Genomic DNA, 20,968 nt, shown 5'->3' with positions numbered 1-20,968 from the left:
AAAAATGAGTAGAGCAAGCTCTGCTTAGCAGCTATGCAATAATAGCAGGCAAATGATCATAAATTGTTCATAATTGGCCTGATTATGCCGTAATTCCACGTAAAACTGCCAAAAATTAAGGCATTAACCTGCGTCGCGCATTCCTTCGGCAGTCTGTAAATCCACCGAAACGAGTTGCGACACGCCCTGCTCTGCCATGGTGACACCAAATAAACGGTTCATGCGTGACATAGTAATTGGGTTATGCGTGATCAACACAAAGCGTGTTTCTGTCGAGGATGCCATCTCATCCATCAGATTACAAAAACGCTCAACATTATGATCATCAAGCGGCGCATCGACCTCATCAAGCACACAAATTGGCGCTGGGTTTGTTAAGAACACAGCAAAGATCAAGGCCATTGCAGTGAGTGCTTGTTCGCCACCTGAAAGAAGCGTCATTGTTTGCGGTTTTTTGCCAGGTGGTCGGGCTAAGATCTCAAGACCAGCTTCAAGCGGATCTTCACTTTCCACGAGCTGAAGTTCAGCCGTACCGCCGCCAAACAGATGCGTAAATAAACGGGTGAATTGCTCATTCACAACATCAAATGCGGCCAATAATCGCTCGCGACCTTCTTTGTTTAGGCTTTGAATACCAGCACGCAATTTGCGGATGGCTTCAATGACATCTTCACGCTCATTGATAATTGTCTCATACTGCTCGGAAAGCTCTGTTTGTTCTTCTTCCGCGCGCAAGTTAACGGCACCCAAACGTTCGCGTTCCATTTTCAAGCGTTCAAGCGAACGTTCAATTTTATCTGGATCAAGCGCTGTTTCATCACCTTCAATTTGAGCGAGTTTTATAGCTTCATGCGGTTCGCAATTCAGCGCTTCGCGGATACGAGCTTCGGCTTCTTCGCGGCGCTCTTTTGCAGCAACTACACGCTCTTCTGCACGACCACGCCCCTCACGCGCAGAGGAAAGCGCTGCAATGGCTTCGGTCGCGACTTTATCTGCATCACGAGATTGCGTTTCCGCAAGCGCTAATACATCAGCGCAAGATTTTCTGACGGTTTCAGCTTCGGTCAACTGGTTCATCAATTGTATTCTGCGACTGGCGAGATTGTCGGGCGCATCTGCAAGTTCCTGAGCTTCAACCGAAGCAACATTTGAACGTTCTTTTAGCGCTTTAATTTGCCCATCAGCATTTTGACCACGCAAGAGCCAAGTTTCGCGCTCATTTCCGATAGCTGTTAAACGTTGCTGACGATTTCGATTGTCTCGCTCCATGCTTTCATGCGCCGCGCGCGCTTCAGCTGCGGCTCCACGGTCTGTCGCAACTTCCGAATTTGCCTGGCCTAAGCGCTGATCAAGCTCGGTTAAGTCCGGTGCAGAAAGAACGGCCGCTTCAACTTCAACCAGCTCTGTTTTCACTTCATCTAGCTGAAGGGTAAACTGCGCTGTTGATTGCCGCAACACTTCAGCGCGATTAGATAATGCACCCGAAGCTTCCTGTGCTTTTGCCAGAGCTTTTCGCGCATCACTAACGGCGACATTTGCAAGCCGGACATCTTCACGAAGCGCGCGCTGATCTTCTTGTTGGTCCTTTACGCTCTTAGCCGCGTTTTCTAAATTTTCTTCGGCTTCACGAAGAGCTTTTGTTGCATTTATGGCTTGCGCATCGAGCTCTGCCAAACGGTTCTTTTGTGCCAATCGCATCGCAGCAGGGGTCGGTGCATCGGCAGATGCGCGATATCCATCCCAACGCCACAGGGCACCGTCTTTGCTCACCAATCTTTGCCCGGGAGCTAATGCCGCATGAAGTGCATCGCCTTGCGCTTCGTCATCAACCAACCCAATCTGCGCCAAACGGCGAGCCAGCGCTTGTGGCGCTTCAACGAAAGCATCAAGCGCCGTTAAACCTGCTGGCAGTTTAGGATCATCTCCGGTTCCTGAAATATGCGACCAATGTGCCGGCGCAGACGCATCCATTGGCAAATCAAGATCATCACCAATGGCCGCACCTAACGCGGTTTCATATCCGCGTTCTACCTTCATTTTGTCAACGACAGGGGCGAATAATTCAGGTTCTGATCCTGCGTTTAAAATCTTCTGAATGGTCCGTGCTTCGGTCTCAATTTCATTGAGATTTCGGCGGGCTTCGGACAAGGGTTTGCGCGCATCATTTTCGTTTTGACGTGCATTTTCAAGTTTTACTTCGCCCACTTCAACTTTATCTTCTGCGGATGCTAAATTGACTTCACTTTGCTCAAGCTCATTTTGCTTAACTTTGGGGTCTGGCAAGCCGGCAATTTGCGTTTCAATGCCAACAAGTTCTTCTCTTTGCGCAGTCAATTGGCGCTCTATGCGTAGCTTTCGCTCATTTAATTCCTGATTTTTGCGTTCAAGCTGAACTTTACCTGCAGCCGCTTCCGCACGTTCAGAGGTAATCGCTGAAAGGGTTTTTTCGCTCGCAACAAGTTTAACACTCGCTGCTTCAAATGCATTTTTCAAATCTGCTGCATGCGCATCAGAATTTGCCAAAATGTCTTTCAGCTCTTTCTCTTCATCATCAAGTCTTGACAATATCGCGCTATTATCCGCTTTTAACTGTTCTTCACGTGCAATATCTGCAGCCAATTGCGCTAAACGTTGCTCAAGTTCAACTTTACGCTTTTCAAGACGTTGCGCCTCTTCCTCAAGCTGAGTTTTTCCAATCTGAAGACGTTGCAATGCAGCTGCACTTTTAGCGTCTTTATCTCGCAAATCTGGAAGCTTATGTGCTTCAACGGCTTGATTGCGAGCTGCTTCAGACTGTTTTGCCGCCATCTCTGCAACTCGTTTTGTTGCTTCTGATAATTCTGACTGAGACTGCCCTTCTGTTAATTTGGCTTGTTGCCAACGCAAATGTAACAGCGTTGCTTCACTGCGACGAATATCAGATGAGATTGCTTTAAAGCGATTAGCCTGTCGAGCTTGACGTTTTAAACTTTCAATCTGGCTTTCCAGCTGTGCTGTGACATCATCAAGGCGCTCAAGATTTGTTTCAGCACCACGCAATCGCAATTCAGCTTCATGGCGACGCGAATATAATCCTGAAATCCCGGCAGCCTCTTCAAGCAGTTGGCGGCGAGCTTGGGGTTTTGCTTGGATCAATTCACCAATACGCCCCTGCCCCACCATCGAAGGAGAACGCGCACCGGTGGATGCATCCGCAAATAACAGTTGAACGTCTTTCGCGCGGGCATCTTTGCCATTAATGCGATAGGCTGAGCCAGATTCACGCTCAATCCGGCGGGAAACTTGCACTTCATCCGCATCATTAAATGCAGCAGGTGCATCGCGTTCTGAATTATCAAGATATAGCGCGACTTCCGCAGTGTTCCGTGCAGGTCGATTGCCAGAACCTGAGAAAATCACATCATCCATGCCGGATGCGCGCATATTTTTATAGGAGTTTTCACCCATTACCCAGCGCATAGCTTCAACAAGATTGGACTTGCCACATCCGTTGGGACCAACAATACCTGTTAGGCCGCGCTCGATATAAAATTCAGTAGGGTCGACGAAAGATTTGAAGCCTAAAAGGCGGAGCTTATTAAACTTCATGAGCGAATGGCTCCGCAGAGAGTATCGCGTTGTTCAATAAAATTGTAATGAAAATGAGCGCTGGGCACACTTACCCAGCGCTCTGTTGAACGTTTATTATAGATAGCTGTCGATAAGTGCCGACATTGTATCAACTGACATATCCCCCGAATACCGGCTTCCGTTGACGATGAAGCTAGGTGTGGATTGTATACCATAATCATTAGCGCCGCGATTACGCACTTCTGTTACATCATCAAGAAGCTGTTGGTTCGTCAAGCAAGTATTGAACTGTTCCTGTGTAAAACCCGCTAATTTAGAGATTTTTAGCAGGGCAGCGCGTGCATCTTCGGCTCTTGCCCACGTGGATTGCTGTTCAAAAAGAACATCTAAGAATGGGAAAAACTGCTCTTCAGGGGCACAACGAGCAAGCATAATGCCAGCTGCAGCGCGTGGATCAAACGGAAATTCACGCATAATGAAGCGAACTTTACCCGTGTCGATATACTTTTCCTTGATGTCTTTGAATGTGTTTTTGTGGAAGTTTGCACAATGTGGACATGTTAGAGACATGTATTCAACGATTGTGACTGGAGCGTTCGCATCGCCCAATTCCATTTCTTTAAGCGGGCTTGCTTTAAGCACCTCTTCCATATCAACAGTGCCATCAGCTGCTGGCACATTAGCTGATGTTACAACGCGATCTATATTATTTTCCGCGTCAGCTACTTGCTCAATATTTGTTGTATTGCTTGCATCACTCACATCTTGCGCTTCGCTGCATGAGGCGACCAATAAAGCTACTCCACCCAAAAGCGCAGCTTTTGAAACCAGATTTAGCTTTTTCAATTCAATAAACGACATTCCAAACCCTTTCGTCGTATTTTAGTCCTGCGAGGAGCCCCGGAAATCCGCAGTCGAGCGCTGCTCTTCAAATTCACATGATAAGCCTAGCAAAATAAACCACCACGCCACAATTGTTTCTGGCATATTTGGGGCATTTTGATGACGTATCACGATCAAAATAATGTTACCGCTTGGACAAAACAGCCTTGCCCAATTTTGTCAATGCTTCTTTTAGTTTAGGATCTTCAATATCATCAACCATGTCAGTAAGTTTTCTTTGCTGAAGTGATGATAATTTTCGTGGTTTTTTGCGACGTAGATCGTGTTTTACGACTACTTTTTGGACAATCTTGATGCGATTGATCGCTGGAAATCCAAAAAACGAATTTATCCGCTGCAAAATCTCATCTTGCTGGTGCGACAAAAATAACGCGCGTGATCCTTCACATGCGATTGTCAATTGTCCGGGCGATAATCCCCCACCCGGTTCGGAATAGCCGGCACCCATATCTCGCTGCTTAGGCCAAATAATTTTGTCGGGGCGCGAGCAATCAGCAAATTCATCTCCGACGATTTCATCCCATATGCCGAGCAGCATTGTGTTGATGCCTGCTCTCTTTGCCAAAATAGGGTCAACCAATGTATTGGTCAGTTCAGCAATTTGCAGAGCGCCTTTACGCGCTTTGGCTTTTTTTCAGCCATATCAGATCTTTCCAAATTGCTTTTCAGCACATTAGGCTTTTACGCTCTAACACTTTTGCGCGGCACTATGCGTCAGAAACCTTATTTTCCGCCACATCTTCAAGCGCAAAACCGTCTGTTTTTACAACACTCAACGCTAAGAAAACGCTGCCTGTGATAAATAGACTATCAATCAAATCATGTCCGAACAAGATATTGAACATTCCCATGATTGAATAGGTAACGACAAAAATACTTGAAAATGCGAGCCGCATTAACTGTTTGCCATCTTTTGGTGCACGCAGAACAAATACCCAGGGTGAGAACAAAAGCAATAATATGGTCACCAGACCGATTACGCCTGCATCGATTGCAACCGTGAAAAACCCATTGTGAAAATGCGTTGCAGTGATATGTCGTTGGGGACAAATGACCCCGCCTTCAGCAATAACAGCTGGATTGCCTTGAGCTAAAATGTCATCGCGTTTGCCATATCCATAACCAAAAACCGGACGTTTCTGAATAAGGCACATTGCACGACTATATAATTGCATACGCTGTAAAAATGACCCATCCACAGGCGCTTCACCAGCTGAGAGATTTTGGGCAAGCACCGCCAAGGATCCGGCACGATTTTTGATCGTATCTGATGTTGCGCTAACACCAATTCCTATGGCGAGAACAACCGCGAACACAGCAAAAACACGCCATCGGTATCGGGACGTACTTATTGCATAGGCCATAACAATTAACATGTTGATTGCAAAAGCAATATACATGCCTCTTGTGAGCGATAAAACCAATCCGGTGGACAATAAAAGCGCACTTCCAATGGCAATTATCTGATGCTTTCTGTCTGCACCAAAAACACCAAGCAGTGCGATGGGCGCCATAATTCCGCACACCATACCAAAGGGGATTTCATTGCCCGATCCGCCAGCCATGCGTTGCCCGAGCCAAAACCCTTCATATAAAATCCAAGGTAGTAAAATATAGCCGCTATAGCCCGCAAATTTGATAAACATCGAAAAGTAATCAACATTTTTTACAAGCCGATAATTTACCAAAACAAATCCAAGTGAAATGAAAATATAAGGTTTTGCCCAATCCTCTAAATCACTCCACTGGAAATCATAACTGATATATGAGCTCCACATCGCGAGCAGATAAAGCAAGCCTGGAACCACAAGCCAAAGGTCTGATGGTAGCAATACGAATTTTTTGTATTTTAAAAATAATAAAAACCCAGAAGTTGCAGCAATAATAACTAAGAGCGATAACAACGAGCCTGCAGCTGACACCAGTGTTGCCATAGCTAAGATAAAAATCGTATTTCGACCATTTAAGGTTGACCACATCCGATTTTGTAAAATATTCGTACGATCAAACAGCTGCATTTAAATACCAATTGAGGGTTGAATGATGCGTTCTTGCCCAAGGAAGTACTAATGTCAATGCCAAATACCGTATATTTTCATAGGTTTTAACGTTCTTTGCCCTGCTCTTCACTCCCCACGAAATCAAGAATTTCTGATCTCTTGTTAGCTTGGTATGATAATAATCATCGAAAGCTTCCTTGGCGTATCTCACCAAGTGAGCAAACAAAAGGTGTTATTGCTGATCCATATCATGTTTGGCTGTCTGAAATTATGCTGCAGCAAACAACTGTTACGGCTGTCAAACCATATTTTGATAAATTTGTGCAATTATGGCCAAATGTGGAAGACTTGGCAGATGCATCATCAGAAAGCGTGATGCAAGCCTGGGCTGGGCTCGGATATTACTCACGTGCCCGAAATTTAAAAAAATGCGCTGATCTTGTTGCCTCAGAATATGACGGCATGTTTCCACAAACCGAAGCTGAGTTGATTAAGCTACCGGGCATCGGTCCCTATACAGCAGCTGCAATTGCAGCGATTGCCTTTAATCAGCCCGCAGCTGTGGTTGATGGCAATATCGAACGCGTATTTACACGGCTCTTTGAGATCAAAACGCCCCTACCCGCGGCTAAATCTGAGATCAAGGTGCAGGTGGCAAATAACGTTCCGAACGATCGCCCGGGAGATTTTGCACAAGGCTTGATGGATTTAGGCTCCAGCATTTGCACCCCTAAAAAACCGAACTGCCTTTTATGCCCCTTACAAACATTTTGTCAGGCATCAGCTCGCGGAGAGCAGGAACTCTATCCTGTTAAGTTGCCTAAAAAAGCGAAACCAAAACGTTCGGGCGCTGCTTTTGTTATCATTGATGAAAACGGTGCGATTTATCTGCGTAAACGTCCTGATACCGGCCTATTGGCTGATATGAGCGAAGTTCCGACAACAGACTGGAACTCAAATCAAGATGGTGAAACAAGTATCGAAGCAGCGCCTTTATCATTGAATTGGCGAAAAAGTGGGTCGATTAAACACGTTTTCACCCATTTTGAGCTGACACTTGTTGTGTATTGCGCAGATATATCAACCCAAGACATGACCCATGCAAAATTGGCGGAGGGTTGGTGGTCCGACCGTAAGCAAATCAAAAATGAGGCACTGCCCAATTTGATGAAAAAGGTGATCACTGCCAGTGTGCCTGATGCGTTTAAATGATCGATAATATCGACATCTAAATAAGCGATAAACCATTCCAGATCAGCAAGGCACCTACGAGCGATAGCCCGACCCCGCTGACAACATTGACCCTAAGCTTTGAGCCAACCTGCGAATTAAATGTCTTAATAGCGAGCATTGAGTATCCCATAATAAACATTGCGTCTAAAACAACAAACACCACACCGTAAACTATTGATTGAAAGACAATGTTTAACTCTTGCGAGATGAAACCTGGGAAAAGCGCGATAAAGAAGATGATCGATTTTGGATTTGAAATACACACCAAATACCCAGTCCAAAAATGCCCTCTCGCATCCTTTCGGCGTTGTTTTACATCATCAGTTTGCAGCACATTATCAGCGCTTTGTGTGATTGATTGGTAGCCAAGAAAGATAATATAAAAACCGCCCAGAATCTGCATATAGGGCAATATTTCGCTCGCGATCCCAACCAGAATTTGCAAACCCATAACCGCCACAACAATTTGCGTTGCAGTCCCAAGCGCGTCACCAAGTACAGTTATGAAAGCTGCTTGAGGTCCTGACCGCACTGCTTTGCTAGACGCTAATGCAACGGTTGAACCCGGGGTCACCACGATCACCATCGTAGCAGCTAAAAAGCTAAGAAAAAGTGAGAGATCCATTGTAATCCAATCTGAATATTGATCAGCAATTATCACAATTATGATGGCATCGAAACCACATAGCGGTCAGCTTATACGTTCAATTTCACATTCCTTGGAAATTTGTGGTATTCTGCTTCTCGATCTTTCGACATTTAACAAATGTAAGGCGGATAATCATGAAGCGAATTCTTATAACATTGATGTTAGTTGCAAGCCCTAATATTGCGCTTGCAGATGCTATTTACGGATGTTGGACAAATGGTGCTGAGCGTTTAGTCGTTGAAACTTCAAAGATAATCTCGCCAAGCGGCGCTTCACCGCAAGCCCAAATTGACCGACACACAGCAATCTTTATAGCCCCAGATGGGGAACGTGATGCGGGGCAAACTCTAATTTTTCGGCAATTAAATGATAATGAAGTTGCCCGCACAATTGGAGAAGGTGCAAGCGGGCCCCAGCGCGAAATCTGGAACCCGTGTGATATGGCGATTAGTTAAGGAAGAAGAATAGAGACTGCTTACGAGCCAGCTTTGGCCATTTCAGCGCGAACAATTGCGCGAAGGTCATCAATCGGCTTGAGCTTGCCTTTTTCTTCAAAATGCCAGAACGTCCAGCCATTGCAGGCGTCAAGTTCTTGAACTTTCGCGCCCATCTTGTGAATTGAACCACCGTCGCCATTAACGGCAATTGTGCCATCTGCGCGAACAATTGCGCTCCAACGCTTTTTTGTATCCGTAAGCACTGCGCCCGGGTTGATCAATCCTGATTCAACCAGTGTATTAAACGCTACACGCGGCAAGGCTTTCTTACCGGTCATAACTTTTAATTCAGCCTGACCTAAAGGCTCAACCGCATCAATACGCGCCTGCGCTGCATCGATATATTCTTGCTCACGTTCGATACCGACAAAGTTGCGGCCCAAACGTTTGGCAACAGCACCTGTTGTGCCTGAACCAAAGAAAGGATCAAGGACTACATCGCCCGGTTTTGAGGAAGCCATTAAAACACGCGCAAGCAATGCTTCAGGCTTTTGGGTTGGATGAACCTTCTTGCCATCATCACCTTTTAGACGTTCGCCACCTGAGCAAATTGGGAACAGCCAGTCAGAGCGCATTTGCACATCATCATTGGCAGCCTTCATCGCATCATAGTTGAACGTATAGCCTTTGGCATTTTCATCGCGGCTCGCCCAAATCATAGTTTCATGCGCGTTTTGGAACCTGCGACCACGAAAATTTGGCATTGGATTTGTCTTACGCCAAATCACATCGTTTAACAGCCAAAACTCAAGATCCTGCAGGATCGTGCCAACACGGAAAATATTGTGGTAAGAACCAATCACCCAGATTGTGCCATTTGGTTTTAGCACGCGGCGACAAGCCATCAACCAGGCACGACAGAAACTGTCATATGCCTGGAATGATGAAAATTGATCCCATGCATCATCTACTGCATCGACTTTAGAATGATCTGGTCTGTGCAAATCACCACCAAGCTGGAGGTTATATGGTGGGTCTGCAAAGATCACATCAACCGAATTTGACGGCAGTGCCTCTAGTGCAGCTACACAATCGCCTTTGATTATCGAATTAAGGTAAGGGGTCTTCTCTTCGGATGATCTGGCAATGTCGGAAAGCGATACAATAGACGGCATAGGTTACTCACAATAAAAACGCGAAACATGATGAGCACATTGTTACCGCACAGGGTAAAGATTGGGTTTGCAGACATGGTAAATAAAGGGTGAACGTTATTCTTGCCCTTGTAGCGCTTGATTAAAGCGCCCAAATAAGGAAAAAGACATTTCAACTTACCCCTAAATGAGACGGAATTTTTATGGCTGACCTGGATCTGGTGATATTTGATTGTGATGGCACACTTGTTGATAGCGAATATCTCGCGGCGCAAATTGAATCTGAGCAACTTAATAAAGCAGGATTTAACATCACGCCAGAAGAGTTTGCCGAGCGTTTTGCGGGTTTAACAACGAAAGAAATTTTGTTCGAAGTTGAGCGCGAAGCAAATATTCCCTTGCAGGCGTCATTGTTGGAAACAACACAGAATGAATTAAATACGCGGTTGCCAAAGGAAGTCGAAGCTATTTGGGGCGCACATGAAGCTTTGGACAAAATCGATGTGCCAATGTGTATTTGTTCAAATTCGCCACAAGGTCGCCTTGAAGGCATGTTGCTAAAAACGCGTCTTAATAGCTTTTTCGGTGACTTTGTTTACTCATCACGCAACACGGGAGATGGCAAACCAAAACCCGCACCTGATGTTTTTCTCTACGCGATTGATAAACATGATGCCGAGGCTGATTTTACCATTGTTGTTGAAGATTCAGAAGCTGGCGTGAAAGGCGCAAAAGCAGCTGGCGCGCGCGTGATTGGTTTTACAGGTGGCAGACATACATTCCCAGGTCATGCAGATAAGCTGATGGATGCTGGGGCTGAAACTGTGGTCAATCGCATGGCAGATCTGCCGCAGATGATTGAAGCCCTCTCCGTTTGGAAAGAGCTCAAATAAAAATTATTCTTTAAACGTTGCTAAAAGTGTTATCGCGTTGGACCAGTATCGAAGCCAACGAAGACTTCGGTTTCCCCACCTGAACCAGCTGGAATGCGCACATTCGGATCAGCAAAAATAAACTGAGCTGTCAAATTTGTTCCAGATAATGCAACAGGTGTTTGTGTAAGCTCTGAATAAAGAACATTTCGCGTTACTTTATCAACCACTGCTACGCGCACGGGAAGGTTTACGTTACCTGCTTTTCCTTGTGGTCCGGCAACTAATCTTCCCGCCGCAACAACGTTGACCACCAATTCATCACCGCTAACCGTGCAAGAGCGTGTCGCGTCAGCTAGTGATGCTTGATAGGTGATTTTCGATGGATCCCCATCACCACCGCGCGTATATGCACGATAAAAAGATGTACCATCTCGCAGGCTCACGCGGGGGCATTTTCCCTGAATAACCGCAGGCGTGCTCGCAGCATTTTGTTGCGCGGCGACATCCAGAGTTTGAGATGTTTCCGTTGAGTTACAACCTGCAAGAATTAGACATCCCAAAACAACAGGAGAAGATTTGATAATTTTCGAAAACACTGGCCTATACTCTACTTTCAATTTTGATCATATTTAATCAATTCACTTTTGATCATTATATATCAGGGCTTTGCATCAATGACATGATAGTCTATATCAGCGCCAGACAAAAAAATCGATCCACTGCGTCATAATATAATTAATTATAGACGCAACCCCAGGAGAATTCTGCTTTGCAATATGTTTCAACGCGTGGTGAAGCCCCTCAACTTAATTTTAGCGACACTCTTTTGACTGGTTTGGCAACTGATGGCGGTCTTTATGTACCCCAATCATGGCCACAATTTAGCAAGCGTGACATAAAAGCGATGCGCGGCAAACCCTATGCTGAAGTCGCCTATACTATCTTGCAGCCGTTTGTTGATGGCGAAATTCCCGATGAAAAGCTCAAAGAAATGATTGATGAAGCTTACGCTTCATTCCGTCACAAAGCTGTTGCGCCAATGGTGCAAACCGATGATAATGCTTACCTTTTAGAGTTGTTTCACGGACCAACACTGGCATTTAAAGATGTCGCAATGCAGCTTTTAGCGCGCATGATGGACTATGTTTTAGAAGAGCGTGATCAACGTGCAACAATTGTTGGGGCAACATCTGGGGATACGGGCGGTGCTGCAATTGAAGCGTTTGCTAATCGTGATCGAACAGATATCTTTATTTTGTTCCCGCATAATCGAGTATCACCGGTTCAGCAACGTCAAATGACGACATCCAAAGCAAAGAATGTTCATTCGATTGCAATTGAAGGCACCTTTGATGATTGCCAGGATCTTGTCAAAGCAATGTTCAATCACCAAGAGTTTCGAAATAATGTGCAATTATCGGGTGTGAACTCGATCAATTGGGGCCGAATTATGGCACAGATCGTATATTATTTTACAGCAAGCCTTGCCATTGGTGGGCCAGAACGCAAAGTTTCCTTCACAGTGCCAACGGGTAATTTCGGAGATATATTTGCCGGTTATTGTGCAAAACATATGGGACTTCCAATTGCCAAGCTTAACATTGCAACAAATGACAATGACATATTGGCTAGAACATTAAAAACAGGCACCTATGAAATGAAGGGCGTGAGCGCAACCAGCTCCCCTTCAATGGATATCCAAATCTCCTCAAATTTTGAGCGCTTGCTATTTGAAGCTTATGATCGAGATGCAGATAAAGTCCGCAATGCGATGGGTGCACTTAAACAATCAGGTTCATTTTCGATCGAGCCAACGGTTTTGAAAGCCATTCGCCGAGAGTTTGCAGCTGCAAAAGCTACTGGTGCTCAAGTGAATGAAACGATCTCAAGATATAATCAACACAACAGCTATATCGCTGACCCACACACTGCTGTGGGGCTGTTTGTGGCAGAAAAACTTGCCAAGCCTACTTCAGCGATGATCACCTTAGCCACGGCCCACCCAGCTAAATTCCCAAGTGCAGTGAAAACAGCTTGCGGAATTAACCCTGCCCTGCCAAATTGGCTAAGTGACTTAATGGAACGGGAGGAACGGTTCAAGGTATTGCCTGCAGAGCTTAAATTTGTTGAAGAATTTATCTCAATGCACACACGAGCATGCCAATAACCTAGTAGCGTATGAATAACAACACAACTGTATTGCCCAACGGGTTAACCATCGTCACTGAGCGTATGCCACATTTGGAAAGCGTTGCGCTTGGCGTTTGGATTAAGGCTGGTTCCCGTGATGAAACAGATAAAGAGCACGGCATTGCGCATCTTTTAGAGCATATGGCTTTTAAAGGTACGAAACGCAGAACTGCGCGGGCAATTGCAGAAGAAATTGAAAATGTTGGCGGCGAAGTCAATGCTTCTACATCAACGGAAACCACTTCTTTTTACGCCCGCATGCTTAAAGAAGATGTGCCGCTCGCAATTGATATTCTTGCAGATATTCTAACTCACTCTGTCTTTGACGAGAATGAGCTTATGCGTGAAAAGCACGTGATTTTACAAGAAATTGGCGCCGCAAATGACACCCCCGATGACGTTGTTTTTGACAAGTTTTCAGAAGCTGCGTTTAAAAATCAAAGTGTTGGCCGCCCGATACTTGGCACACCTGAAACCGTGCAAGGTTTTGAGCCAGATCAGATCCGCGCTTATATGGATCGCAATTATTCTGCAGACCGGTTGACTATTGTTGCTGTGGGGGCTGTTAATCACGATGAAATTTGCAAGCTCGCACAATCAAGTTTTTCAGATTTAAAACCTGAGCACGGCAATAAGCGAAACTACCCTAAAGCCAATTATACCGGTGGTGCATATTTAGAAAAACGTGACTTGATGGATGCGCACATCCTGCTCGGTTTTCAGGGACGCGCTTATCATGCACGCGATTTTTATGCGTCGCAAATTCTGGCTGGCATTTTAGGTGGCGGCATGTCATCTCGCCTCTTCCAAGAAGTGCGTGAACGCCATGGCCTTTGTTATTCGGTTTACGCTTTCCATTGGGGGTTCTCCGATAGTGGTATCTTTGGCATTCAAGCTGCAACTGGCGCAGAAGATATTCAAGCGCTTGTGCCTGTGGTCATGACAGAGCTCGCAAAGATTGCCGAGAACATCGATCAACAAGAGATCGACCGAGCACGTGCACAAATTCGTTCTGGACTTTTAATGACACAAGAAAGCCCTGCAGCTCGTGCAGGTCAACTTGCGCGTCAGATGATGCTGTTTGGACGGCTGATTTCCAACGAAGAATTAATGGAACGTCTTGAAAACATTAATTCAGACAGGTTAACTGATCTGGCGGGACGTTTGTTCTTTGGTGAGAAGATCACGCTCTCAGCTGTCGGTCCAATTGACAAATTGGCGTCGCTTGAGGAAATGGAAGCATTGCTTGAAAACCCTCACTCGATTATCCCAGCGGCTGAGTGATCAGCGACATAGCGTAAAGGCGAACAAAGCAAGGGTTTGAATGTTTTTTGTTGAATACCGAAATATCGCCGGATTAGCGCATAATTATAAAACCTGGCTGGCCAACCAGGTTTTGATGCTTTTCATGATTATGTTGGTGATTGGTAGTAGCGTTTTACTCACCAATCCTGCGCGTGCATTTGACGCTGTGCAAGTCACAAGCGATGAACTTGCGCTGGATCTAACCCAGTCTGTTGAAGTATTTCGTGGCCGTGGACCAGCATTTCAGGTTTCAACTGCCCCTGATAACGAAGGTATTGTTCGCCGTATTGAAGTTCGCGCAAGTAGCGATGATCACAGTGGTGATTGGGCCGTTGTCGTTTTGGCTAATACGACCAGTGAACAAATAGACCGTCTTTTTGTTGCACCACATTATCGATTGGCCAATGCAGGCGTCATTTGGCCGGATCTCGGTTCTCAACGCATCATCAGCATTACGCCTTCTGAAGGTTTTGCGCTGGATCGTGAATTATCTGATGAAGCGGATATTTTCCGCATTACGATGAACCCCGGCACAATTGTGACTTTCGTTGCTGAACTTTCATCCAATGATTTGCCGCAATTATATTTGTGGGAACCAACCGCATACAAAGACACCGTAAACTCCTTTACGCTTTACAAAGGCATATTGATTGGTATTGCCGGTCTGCTCGCTGTGTTTTTAACCAACTTATTTATTGTTCGCTGGACCATTATGCTGCCAGCAACAGCAATGCTAGCCTGGACTGTGTTGATTTATATAAGCGTGGATTTTGGGTTTTTATCACAGCTGTTTAATTTAGGGCCTGAAGAGTTGCAGTTCTGGCGCGCGGGTGCGGAAGTTCTTTTAGCCGGCGGGCTGATAATATTCTTATTTACCTATCTCAACCTGCATAATTGGCACATCAATTTATCTTATGTTGCGCTTGTTTGGCTCTTGGGCCTAGCGGCGCTCTTTTCGATCATATTGATCGATGCTGCGGTTGCCGCAGGCATTGCGCGAATCTCATTTGCACTGACAACGATCTTGGCAATTTTCCTCATCGGATATCTCGCTTACCGCGGATATGACCGCGCCTTCATGCTGGTTCCAACATGGTTGTTAACGATATGTTGGTTAGCAGCTGCAGGTCTTACTGCAATTGGTGAATTAGATAACGACATCCTACAACCAGCATTGGGCGGCGGCATGGTCTTGATCGTGCTGTTGATCAGCTTCACTGTGATGCAACATGTATTTACCGCCGGGATTTATCAGCAGGGCTTATTCTCAGATGCTGAGCGCCAATCGTTAGCGCTGACAGGTTCTGGTGATACTGTTTGGGATTGGGATGTATCTCGTGATCGTTTGACCACAAATCCGGACATTTCAAAGGGTTTGGGTATGGCACCGAATTCTTTGCAAGGTGCCATGAGAAATTGGTTGCCGATTTTGCACCCAAATGATCGTGATGGCTTTAGTACCGCGCTTGATATTATGCTGGAGCATCGCCGAGGTCGCTTAAACCATGAGTTCAGGCTGCGTGCTTCAGATGGTCACCATCATTGGTTTTCGCTTAAAGCACGACCTGTTATCGGTGCAAATGGCGAAGTGATCCGTTGTGTGGGAACAGTACATGACATTACCGAACAGAAAACATCTGAAAATCGCCTGTTACGAAATGCAGTGCAAGACAATTTAACAGGGTTGCCCAATCAAGAGCTATTTCTTGATCGTTTATCGACACTGCTTGCTATTGGTGAAAGTCGACCCGACTTATTACCAACTGTACTAGTGATTGATCTAGATGACTTTAAGCAAATCAACCAGTCAATCGGGATGTCATCAGGGGATACAATCTTATTGGCTCTCACTCGCCGCATACGACGCTTGCTGAAAAATGAAGACTTAATGGCGCGCTTAGGTGGAGATCAGTTTGGCATCGTTCTGTTATCTGAAACGGATCCGAAAAGCGTAGCTGAACTTGCAGAAGCGATGTTGGAAGCTATTAAGGCTCCACTAGATTTTGCCAAACGCGAACTTTCCATGACCGCATCGATTGGTATGTTGCGAGTGGTGAATAATCTACAAGTCCCATCTGAGATATTGCAGGATGCGGAACTTGCAATGCTACATGCAAAACGTTTTGGTGGGGATCGAATTGAACCGTTCCGTCCCGCATTCCGCTCAACGGGTGTGAACTACCAAAGTGTTCAGGAAAACCTAAAGTCGGCTATTGCACGGAACGAAATGCAGGTGGTCTACCAGCCGATCATAAAATTGGATACACTGGAACTTGCAGGTTTTGAAGCCCTTTTACGGTGGGAAGACCCTAAACGTGGCCTTATCCCACCTTCTGAGTTTGTTCCGCTTGCGGAGAAAAATGGCTTTATTTTTGAGTTGGGGATGTTTGCACTTCAACAAGCCGTTGAAGACATGTCAAGTTGGCGCACGATTTTAGGTGAATTGCCAATTTTTATGTCGGTAAACTTATCAGCCGCGCAACTTCAGAAATCAGAATTATTCGACGACATCAAATCTACTCTGGGCCGTTCAAAATGTTCGCCGTCAAACTTTAAACTTGAACTCACTGAAACTGTTCTTATGGGTAATCCTGATGTTGCATTGGCGACGTTTGAGAAATTAAAAGCGCTTGGCGTTGGACTTGCACTCGATGATTTTGGCACCGGATATTCATCCATGTCGTATTTATCAATGTTCCCGTTTGATACGCTTAAAATAGACCGCTCCATCGTGGCCGGTGAAGGTGACAAACGAGAGAAAATGCTCAAATCCATTCTAAACTTGGCACAAGAATTGGAACTCGATGTTGTAGCTGAAGGTGTTGATAGCACCGCGGATGCGGAAGCATTGTCTGAACTTGGTTGCAAATTTGGTCAAAGTTATCTGTTTGGTGCACCAGCAAATGCAGATCAAACAACGCGTTTATTACGTGAGCGCTTTACGCCATCATCCTAGAAGATTTTTAAGCGTGACCGCTTAAACTTGATAGATTAGCGGCTTCTACGCCCATTGACGCGAGTGTTTTTGAATAGATCATATCGATCTCAGGTTCAAAAATTGCATCTTCAAACAATGGACATGATAACCAGCTATTGGTGGCAATTTCATCTTCCAATTGCCCTTCACCCCATCCGGCATAGCCAAGACATAATATTGCTTTCTTCGGACCAAGGCCACGCGCAATCGCGGTTAGAATCTCGAGCGTCGACGTAACGGACAAGTCGTCGGTAATTTTGATGGTTGAATCGCATTCATATTCAGCAGTGTGCAAAACAAACCCTCGACCTTGATCGACAGGGCCGCCGACATGAACCGGGATGTGGTCAACATCCACATCTGGCAAATCGATGCCGGCGGCTACCTCGCCCTTTAACTTTGCCATAAATTGAGAAAAGGTAATGTCAGATCTTTTATTAAGCACGAAGCCCATCGCGCCATCATCTGAATGAGAGCAGACTAAAATAACGCTGCGTTCAAACTCGGTCTCATAAAGACCTGGCATAGCGATCAGCATATGGTCTTCAAGCACACCGCCACCGCCACGTTTGAACAATTCATTAGATTTAGTCATTTAAAATGCCTATTCACTTCACAATATAGGAAACACTAAAAGCAAATATACCCCAAGATAGCAATCTTAACAGGCTTGAGCGGAGAGAATTTCTTAAGGATTGGTTAACATAAACGCCGCAGCGCAGCAGCTAAAACCACAGGATTAGTAAACTGAAATTGATTGGCGAGTGATAGAACAATGCTGTATCTTAAAGCCATGATTAAAGCTTTGATGTCCTCCTCATTATTGTCGGCAACTTTGTTTGCTACAGCGTTACTTCCGATATCTGACAGCCTAGCCGCAAGTTCCGACTGGCAAGAGGCTGAGGGTGCGCGTGTGCGCGTTGTCACACAATCCACCCCTGACGAGAATGGAATTTTAAAAGCTATCGTGGAAGTTGATTTAGAACCGGGTTGGAAAACCTATTGGCGCGAGCCGGGTTCAAGCGGTATCCCACCGCTTTTTAATTTTTCAAACAGTAAAAATGTCGAAGGGGTCAAAGTGCACTATCCGGTGCCGACCTTGATAAATGATGCCACAGGCAGCTATGCGGGATATAAAAAATCACTCGCCTTTCCTGTTGATCTAAAAACCAAAGATGCTGGCGATGATACGCACCTTCAAGCGGAAATATTCTTGGGTGTCTGCAATGAAATTTGCGTTCCGATTTCGGCAAATATCGAACTTGATCTAAAAGAGTTTCAGACATCCACGGAACAAAATACGCTGATTGAAAACGCGCGGTTTAATCTTCCAACAGAACCTTCGAAAGATCTTAATCTTAAACAGGCCGAATATATCGCGGATACGAATTCAGTTGAATTCGAGCTGACTTTACCAGCATTTTACCCGCCCAATATGCAGCCAGAGGTCTTTATTCAAAGCCCAGAAAAATGGCCAATGTCTCAGCCAAAGCTGATAAAATCCGAAGATGGCGCAGTTCGTTTTCGCAGCGATGTTTTTGATCAACCCAATGCCGATGATCCGCTTGCTGGACCACTGTATGTGTTATTAAAACTCGGGCAAAGATCTGTGGAAACAACTCTTGATCTTGGTGCCTCACCAATTTGCCAATACAAGGCTGGCACGACAAGCTGCTAATGGCAGTAAATTACCAATTAAGTTCGAAAAAAGCTCTTGTTTTTAATCCAGTTAAGACTATGTCAAAACTAGGATAAACATATTTGAGGATATTCAAGACATGGCAATTTCAATTGGTGATAACCTGCCTGAGGCAGTGTTTAAGGAAAAAACGTCGGACGGTATGGCTGAGGTATCTGTAAAAGATATCTTTGAGGGTAAGAAAATCGTTCTTTTTGCCGTTCCTGGTGCTTATACGCCAACTTGTCATTCAAACCACCTTCCTGGCTATCTTGAAAACAGAGATGCGATCCTTGCTAAAGGTGTTGACGATATTGCTGTTGTGTCGGTTAATGATGCATTTGTCATGGGTGCTTGGGCTCAAAGCACAGGTGGTGAAGGTAAATTGCGTTACCTATCTGATTGGGATGCAAGTTTTACAAATGCAGTCGGGATGGAGATGGATTTATCCGCCGGAACACTAGGCATGCGATCAAAGCGTTATTCGATGATCGTCGACAATGGCAAAGTCACTGCGCTCAACGTTGAAGATAGCCCAGGCGAAGCCGTGACTTCCGGTGCTTCTCGCCTGTTAGAACAGCTTTAGGCTTAAACTCACTTAAATGGTTCCATTCCGGCACGAGCCAGCTCATCAGCACGCTCGTTGTCGGGATGCCCGGCGTGACCTTTTACCCAATGCCATTTAATATTATGGCGATTAGTTGCTTCATCAAGCGCTTGCCATAATTCTACGTTTTTTACCGGTTTCTTCGCAGCGGTTCGCCAATTATTGCGCTTCCAACCTTCAATCCATTTCATAATGCCATCTCGGACATAGATGGAATCTGTATACAGATCGATTTCACATGGCTGCTTGAGTGCGTTTAATGCCTCTATAGCTGCCGTAAGCTCCATTTGATTGTTGGTGGTTTCCGCAAGACCACCCTTGAGTTCTTTTTCATTGCCTTGATAGCGCAGGATCGCACCCCAACCACCAGGACCTGGATTACCCGAACAGGCACCATCTGTATAAATTTCAATTTTCTTCATTGGACTACATCAATCCATATTCAGATGAGGATTTAATCTGATTGTGAAATCTCAGACGCTTGAGATATTCAAGTGGATCTTTTTTCTGCACAAACGCGCCATCGGGTACGGTCAGCCAGTCATAAATACGCGTTAAGAAAAACCGCATCGCTGATCCGCGTGCAAGTATTGGCAATGCATCCTGTTCAGCTTGCTCAAGCGGGCGAACAGATTGATAACCCTTTAGAAGCGCCCTGCCCTTCGTCATATTGTAAGAACCATCAGCTTCAAAACACCAAGCATTTAAACAGATCGAAATGTCATAAGCAAACATCTCATTACAGGCGAAATAAAAATCAATCAGCCCCGATAACTCGTCACCAATGAAAAAGACATTATCGGCAAAAAGATCAGCGTGTATAACACCTTTGGGCAAATCCTTCGGCCAGTTCGCTTCAAGATCAGCGAGGCTTTTATCGATCTCGGCGGTTAGACCTTTTTGCACGCTGTCAGCCTGATCATGAGACAGGTTCCATAAAGGGCGCCAATCTTCCATCGCAAGAGCATTCTTGCGAGCGATCTCAAAGTCTTTACCCGCTAGATGAAGATTTGCGAGCGCGACACCCAACTCCTTACAATGCTTTGCTTGAGGGCGACGCAGCCACATGCCTTCAAGGAAAGTGATAATCGCAGCTGGTCTGCCAGCAAGTTCGCTTAGCATTTCGCCGTCGTTGCGGTGAACTGGCAGCGGACAATTTAACCCACGCTCGGCTAGATGTTCCATCAACCCTAGGAAGAACGGCAAATCATCTTTATTCACACGCTTTTCGTAAAGCGTTAAAATGAACGTGCCTTCCGTGGTACGCAAAAGGAAATTTGAGTTTTCAACGCCTTCGGCAATACCCTTATAAGACAGCAAAGTCCCTATATTGTATTGCTTTAAACAATCGGCGAGCTCAACCTCGTTTATGTCTGTATAAACTGCCATC

Annotated in this window: 18 protein-coding genes; 8 read left to right on the top strand and 10 right to left on the bottom strand. The window is 45.4% G+C overall.

Annotation, left to right across the window (positions count from 1 at the left end; translation table 11 throughout):
• Positions 1–123: 123 nt before the first annotated feature.
• The 4 genes from smc to ACZ1GZ_RS07320 form a co-directional block, all read right to left on the bottom strand.
• Positions 124–3,588 carry a chromosome segregation protein SMC gene (smc, locus tag ACZ1GZ_RS07335; protein WP_472667854.1) on the bottom strand — a complete coding sequence of 1,155 codons (3,465 nt, stop codon included), beginning with the start codon at positions 3,586–3,588 and terminating at the stop codon, positions 124–126.
• Between the two features lie 96 nt (positions 3,589–3,684).
• Positions 3,685–4,431, bottom strand: a complete 747-nt coding sequence (locus ACZ1GZ_RS07330) for a DsbA family protein (protein WP_472667852.1) — start codon at positions 4,429–4,431, stop codon at positions 3,685–3,687.
• 166 nt (positions 4,432–4,597) lie between these two features.
• Positions 4,598–5,080 (bottom strand): DUF721 domain-containing protein, encoded by a 483-nt coding sequence (locus tag ACZ1GZ_RS07325; protein WP_472668253.1) that lies wholly within the window; start codon positions 5,078–5,080, stop codon positions 4,598–4,600.
• 100 nt (positions 5,081–5,180) lie between these two features.
• Positions 5,181–6,491, bottom strand: coding sequence for an O-antigen ligase family protein (locus ACZ1GZ_RS07320; protein ID WP_472667850.1), 1,311 nt, complete (start codon positions 6,489–6,491; stop codon positions 5,181–5,183).
• A 141-nt stretch (positions 6,492–6,632) separates the two neighbouring features.
• Here ACZ1GZ_RS07320 and mutY point away from each other — a divergent pair, with 141 nt between their 5' ends.
• Positions 6,633–7,685 (top strand): A/G-specific adenine glycosylase, encoded by a 1,053-nt coding sequence (gene mutY / locus ACZ1GZ_RS07315; RefSeq protein WP_472667848.1) that lies wholly within the window; start codon positions 6,633–6,635, stop codon positions 7,683–7,685.
• Between the two features lie 16 nt (positions 7,686–7,701).
• Here the strand turns inward: mutY and ACZ1GZ_RS07310 are convergent, their stop codons facing one another.
• Positions 7,702–8,331, bottom strand: coding sequence for a LysE family translocator (locus ACZ1GZ_RS07310; protein ID WP_472667846.1), 630 nt, complete (start codon positions 8,329–8,331; stop codon positions 7,702–7,704).
• Positions 8,332–8,489: 158 nt separating this feature from the next.
• Between ACZ1GZ_RS07310 and ACZ1GZ_RS07305 the strand changes: the two genes are divergently transcribed.
• A complete protein-coding gene (locus ACZ1GZ_RS07305) occupies positions 8,490–8,810 on the top strand; it encodes a hypothetical protein (protein ID WP_472667844.1) in 321 nt (106 codons plus the stop codon).
• Positions 8,811–8,830: 20 nt separating this feature from the next.
• Here the strand turns inward: ACZ1GZ_RS07305 and ACZ1GZ_RS07300 are convergent, their stop codons facing one another.
• Positions 8,831–9,967: a DNA methyltransferase gene (locus ACZ1GZ_RS07300; RefSeq protein WP_472667842.1), complete on the bottom strand. Its 1,137-nt coding sequence runs from the start codon at positions 9,965–9,967 to the stop codon at positions 8,831–8,833.
• 182 nt (positions 9,968–10,149) lie between these two features.
• On the opposite strand from ACZ1GZ_RS07300, the gene ACZ1GZ_RS07295 reads away from it, so the two are divergent.
• A complete protein-coding gene (locus ACZ1GZ_RS07295) occupies positions 10,150–10,839 on the top strand; it encodes an HAD family hydrolase (RefSeq protein ID WP_472667840.1) in 690 nt (229 codons plus the stop codon).
• Between the two features lie 29 nt (positions 10,840–10,868).
• Here ACZ1GZ_RS07295 and ACZ1GZ_RS07290 read toward each other — a convergent pair whose 3' ends face one another.
• A complete protein-coding gene (locus ACZ1GZ_RS07290) occupies positions 10,869–11,417 on the bottom strand; it encodes a hypothetical protein (protein WP_472667838.1) in 549 nt (182 codons plus the stop codon).
• Positions 11,418–11,590: 173 nt separating this feature from the next.
• On the opposite strand from ACZ1GZ_RS07290, the gene thrC reads away from it, so the two are divergent.
• The 3 genes from thrC (at position 11,591) to ACZ1GZ_RS07275 (ending at position 17,272) form a co-directional block, all read left to right on the top strand.
• On the top strand, positions 11,591–12,988 hold the full coding sequence (gene thrC, locus ACZ1GZ_RS07285; protein ID WP_472667837.1) for a threonine synthase: 1,398 nt from the start codon (positions 11,591–11,593) through the stop codon (positions 12,986–12,988).
• An 11-nt stretch (positions 12,989–12,999) separates the two neighbouring features.
• Positions 13,000–14,295, top strand: coding sequence for a M16 family metallopeptidase (locus ACZ1GZ_RS07280; RefSeq protein ID WP_472667835.1), 1,296 nt, complete (start codon positions 13,000–13,002; stop codon positions 14,293–14,295).
• A 115-nt stretch (positions 14,296–14,410) separates the two neighbouring features.
• A complete protein-coding gene (locus tag ACZ1GZ_RS07275) occupies positions 14,411–17,272 on the top strand; it encodes an EAL domain-containing protein (protein WP_472668252.1) in 2,862 nt (953 codons plus the stop codon).
• 7 nt (positions 17,273–17,279) lie between these two features.
• On the opposite strand, the gene ACZ1GZ_RS07270 is transcribed toward ACZ1GZ_RS07275, so the two are convergent.
• The gene (locus ACZ1GZ_RS07270) at positions 17,280–17,888 is read right to left on the bottom strand and encodes a YqgE/AlgH family protein (protein WP_472667834.1); all 609 of its coding nucleotides are present in this window, start codon (positions 17,886–17,888) and stop codon (positions 17,280–17,282) included.
• A 180-nt stretch (positions 17,889–18,068) separates the two neighbouring features.
• Between ACZ1GZ_RS07270 and ACZ1GZ_RS07265 the strand changes: the two genes are divergently transcribed.
• Together ACZ1GZ_RS07265 and ACZ1GZ_RS07260 are read left to right on the top strand one after the other, a co-directional pair.
• Entirely contained in the window at positions 18,069–18,971 is a 903-nt protein-coding gene (locus ACZ1GZ_RS07265) for a protein-disulfide reductase DsbD domain-containing protein (protein WP_472667833.1), read from the top strand.
• A gap of 100 nt (positions 18,972–19,071) precedes the next feature.
• Positions 19,072–19,557: a redoxin family protein gene (locus ACZ1GZ_RS07260; RefSeq protein ID WP_472667831.1), complete on the top strand. Its 486-nt coding sequence runs from the start codon at positions 19,072–19,074 to the stop codon at positions 19,555–19,557.
• Between the two features lie 8 nt (positions 19,558–19,565).
• Here the strand turns inward: ACZ1GZ_RS07260 and rnhA are convergent, their stop codons facing one another.
• Together rnhA and ACZ1GZ_RS07250 are read right to left on the bottom strand one after the other, a co-directional pair.
• Entirely contained in the window at positions 19,566–20,000 is a 435-nt protein-coding gene (gene rnhA, locus ACZ1GZ_RS07255; protein ID WP_472667829.1) for a ribonuclease HI, read from the bottom strand.
• A 4-nt stretch (positions 20,001–20,004) separates the two neighbouring features.
• On the bottom strand, positions 20,005–20,967 hold the full coding sequence (locus ACZ1GZ_RS07250) for a homoserine kinase (RefSeq protein ID WP_472667824.1): 963 nt from the start codon (positions 20,965–20,967) through the stop codon (positions 20,005–20,007).
• Between the last annotated feature and the right edge of the window lies 1 nt (position 20,968).

The organism is Lentilitoribacter sp. JB5-8 (assembly GCF_055693385.1).
Note: the sequence above shows the minus strand (reverse complement) of the source record. Positions and strands in the feature narration are given on the sequence as shown.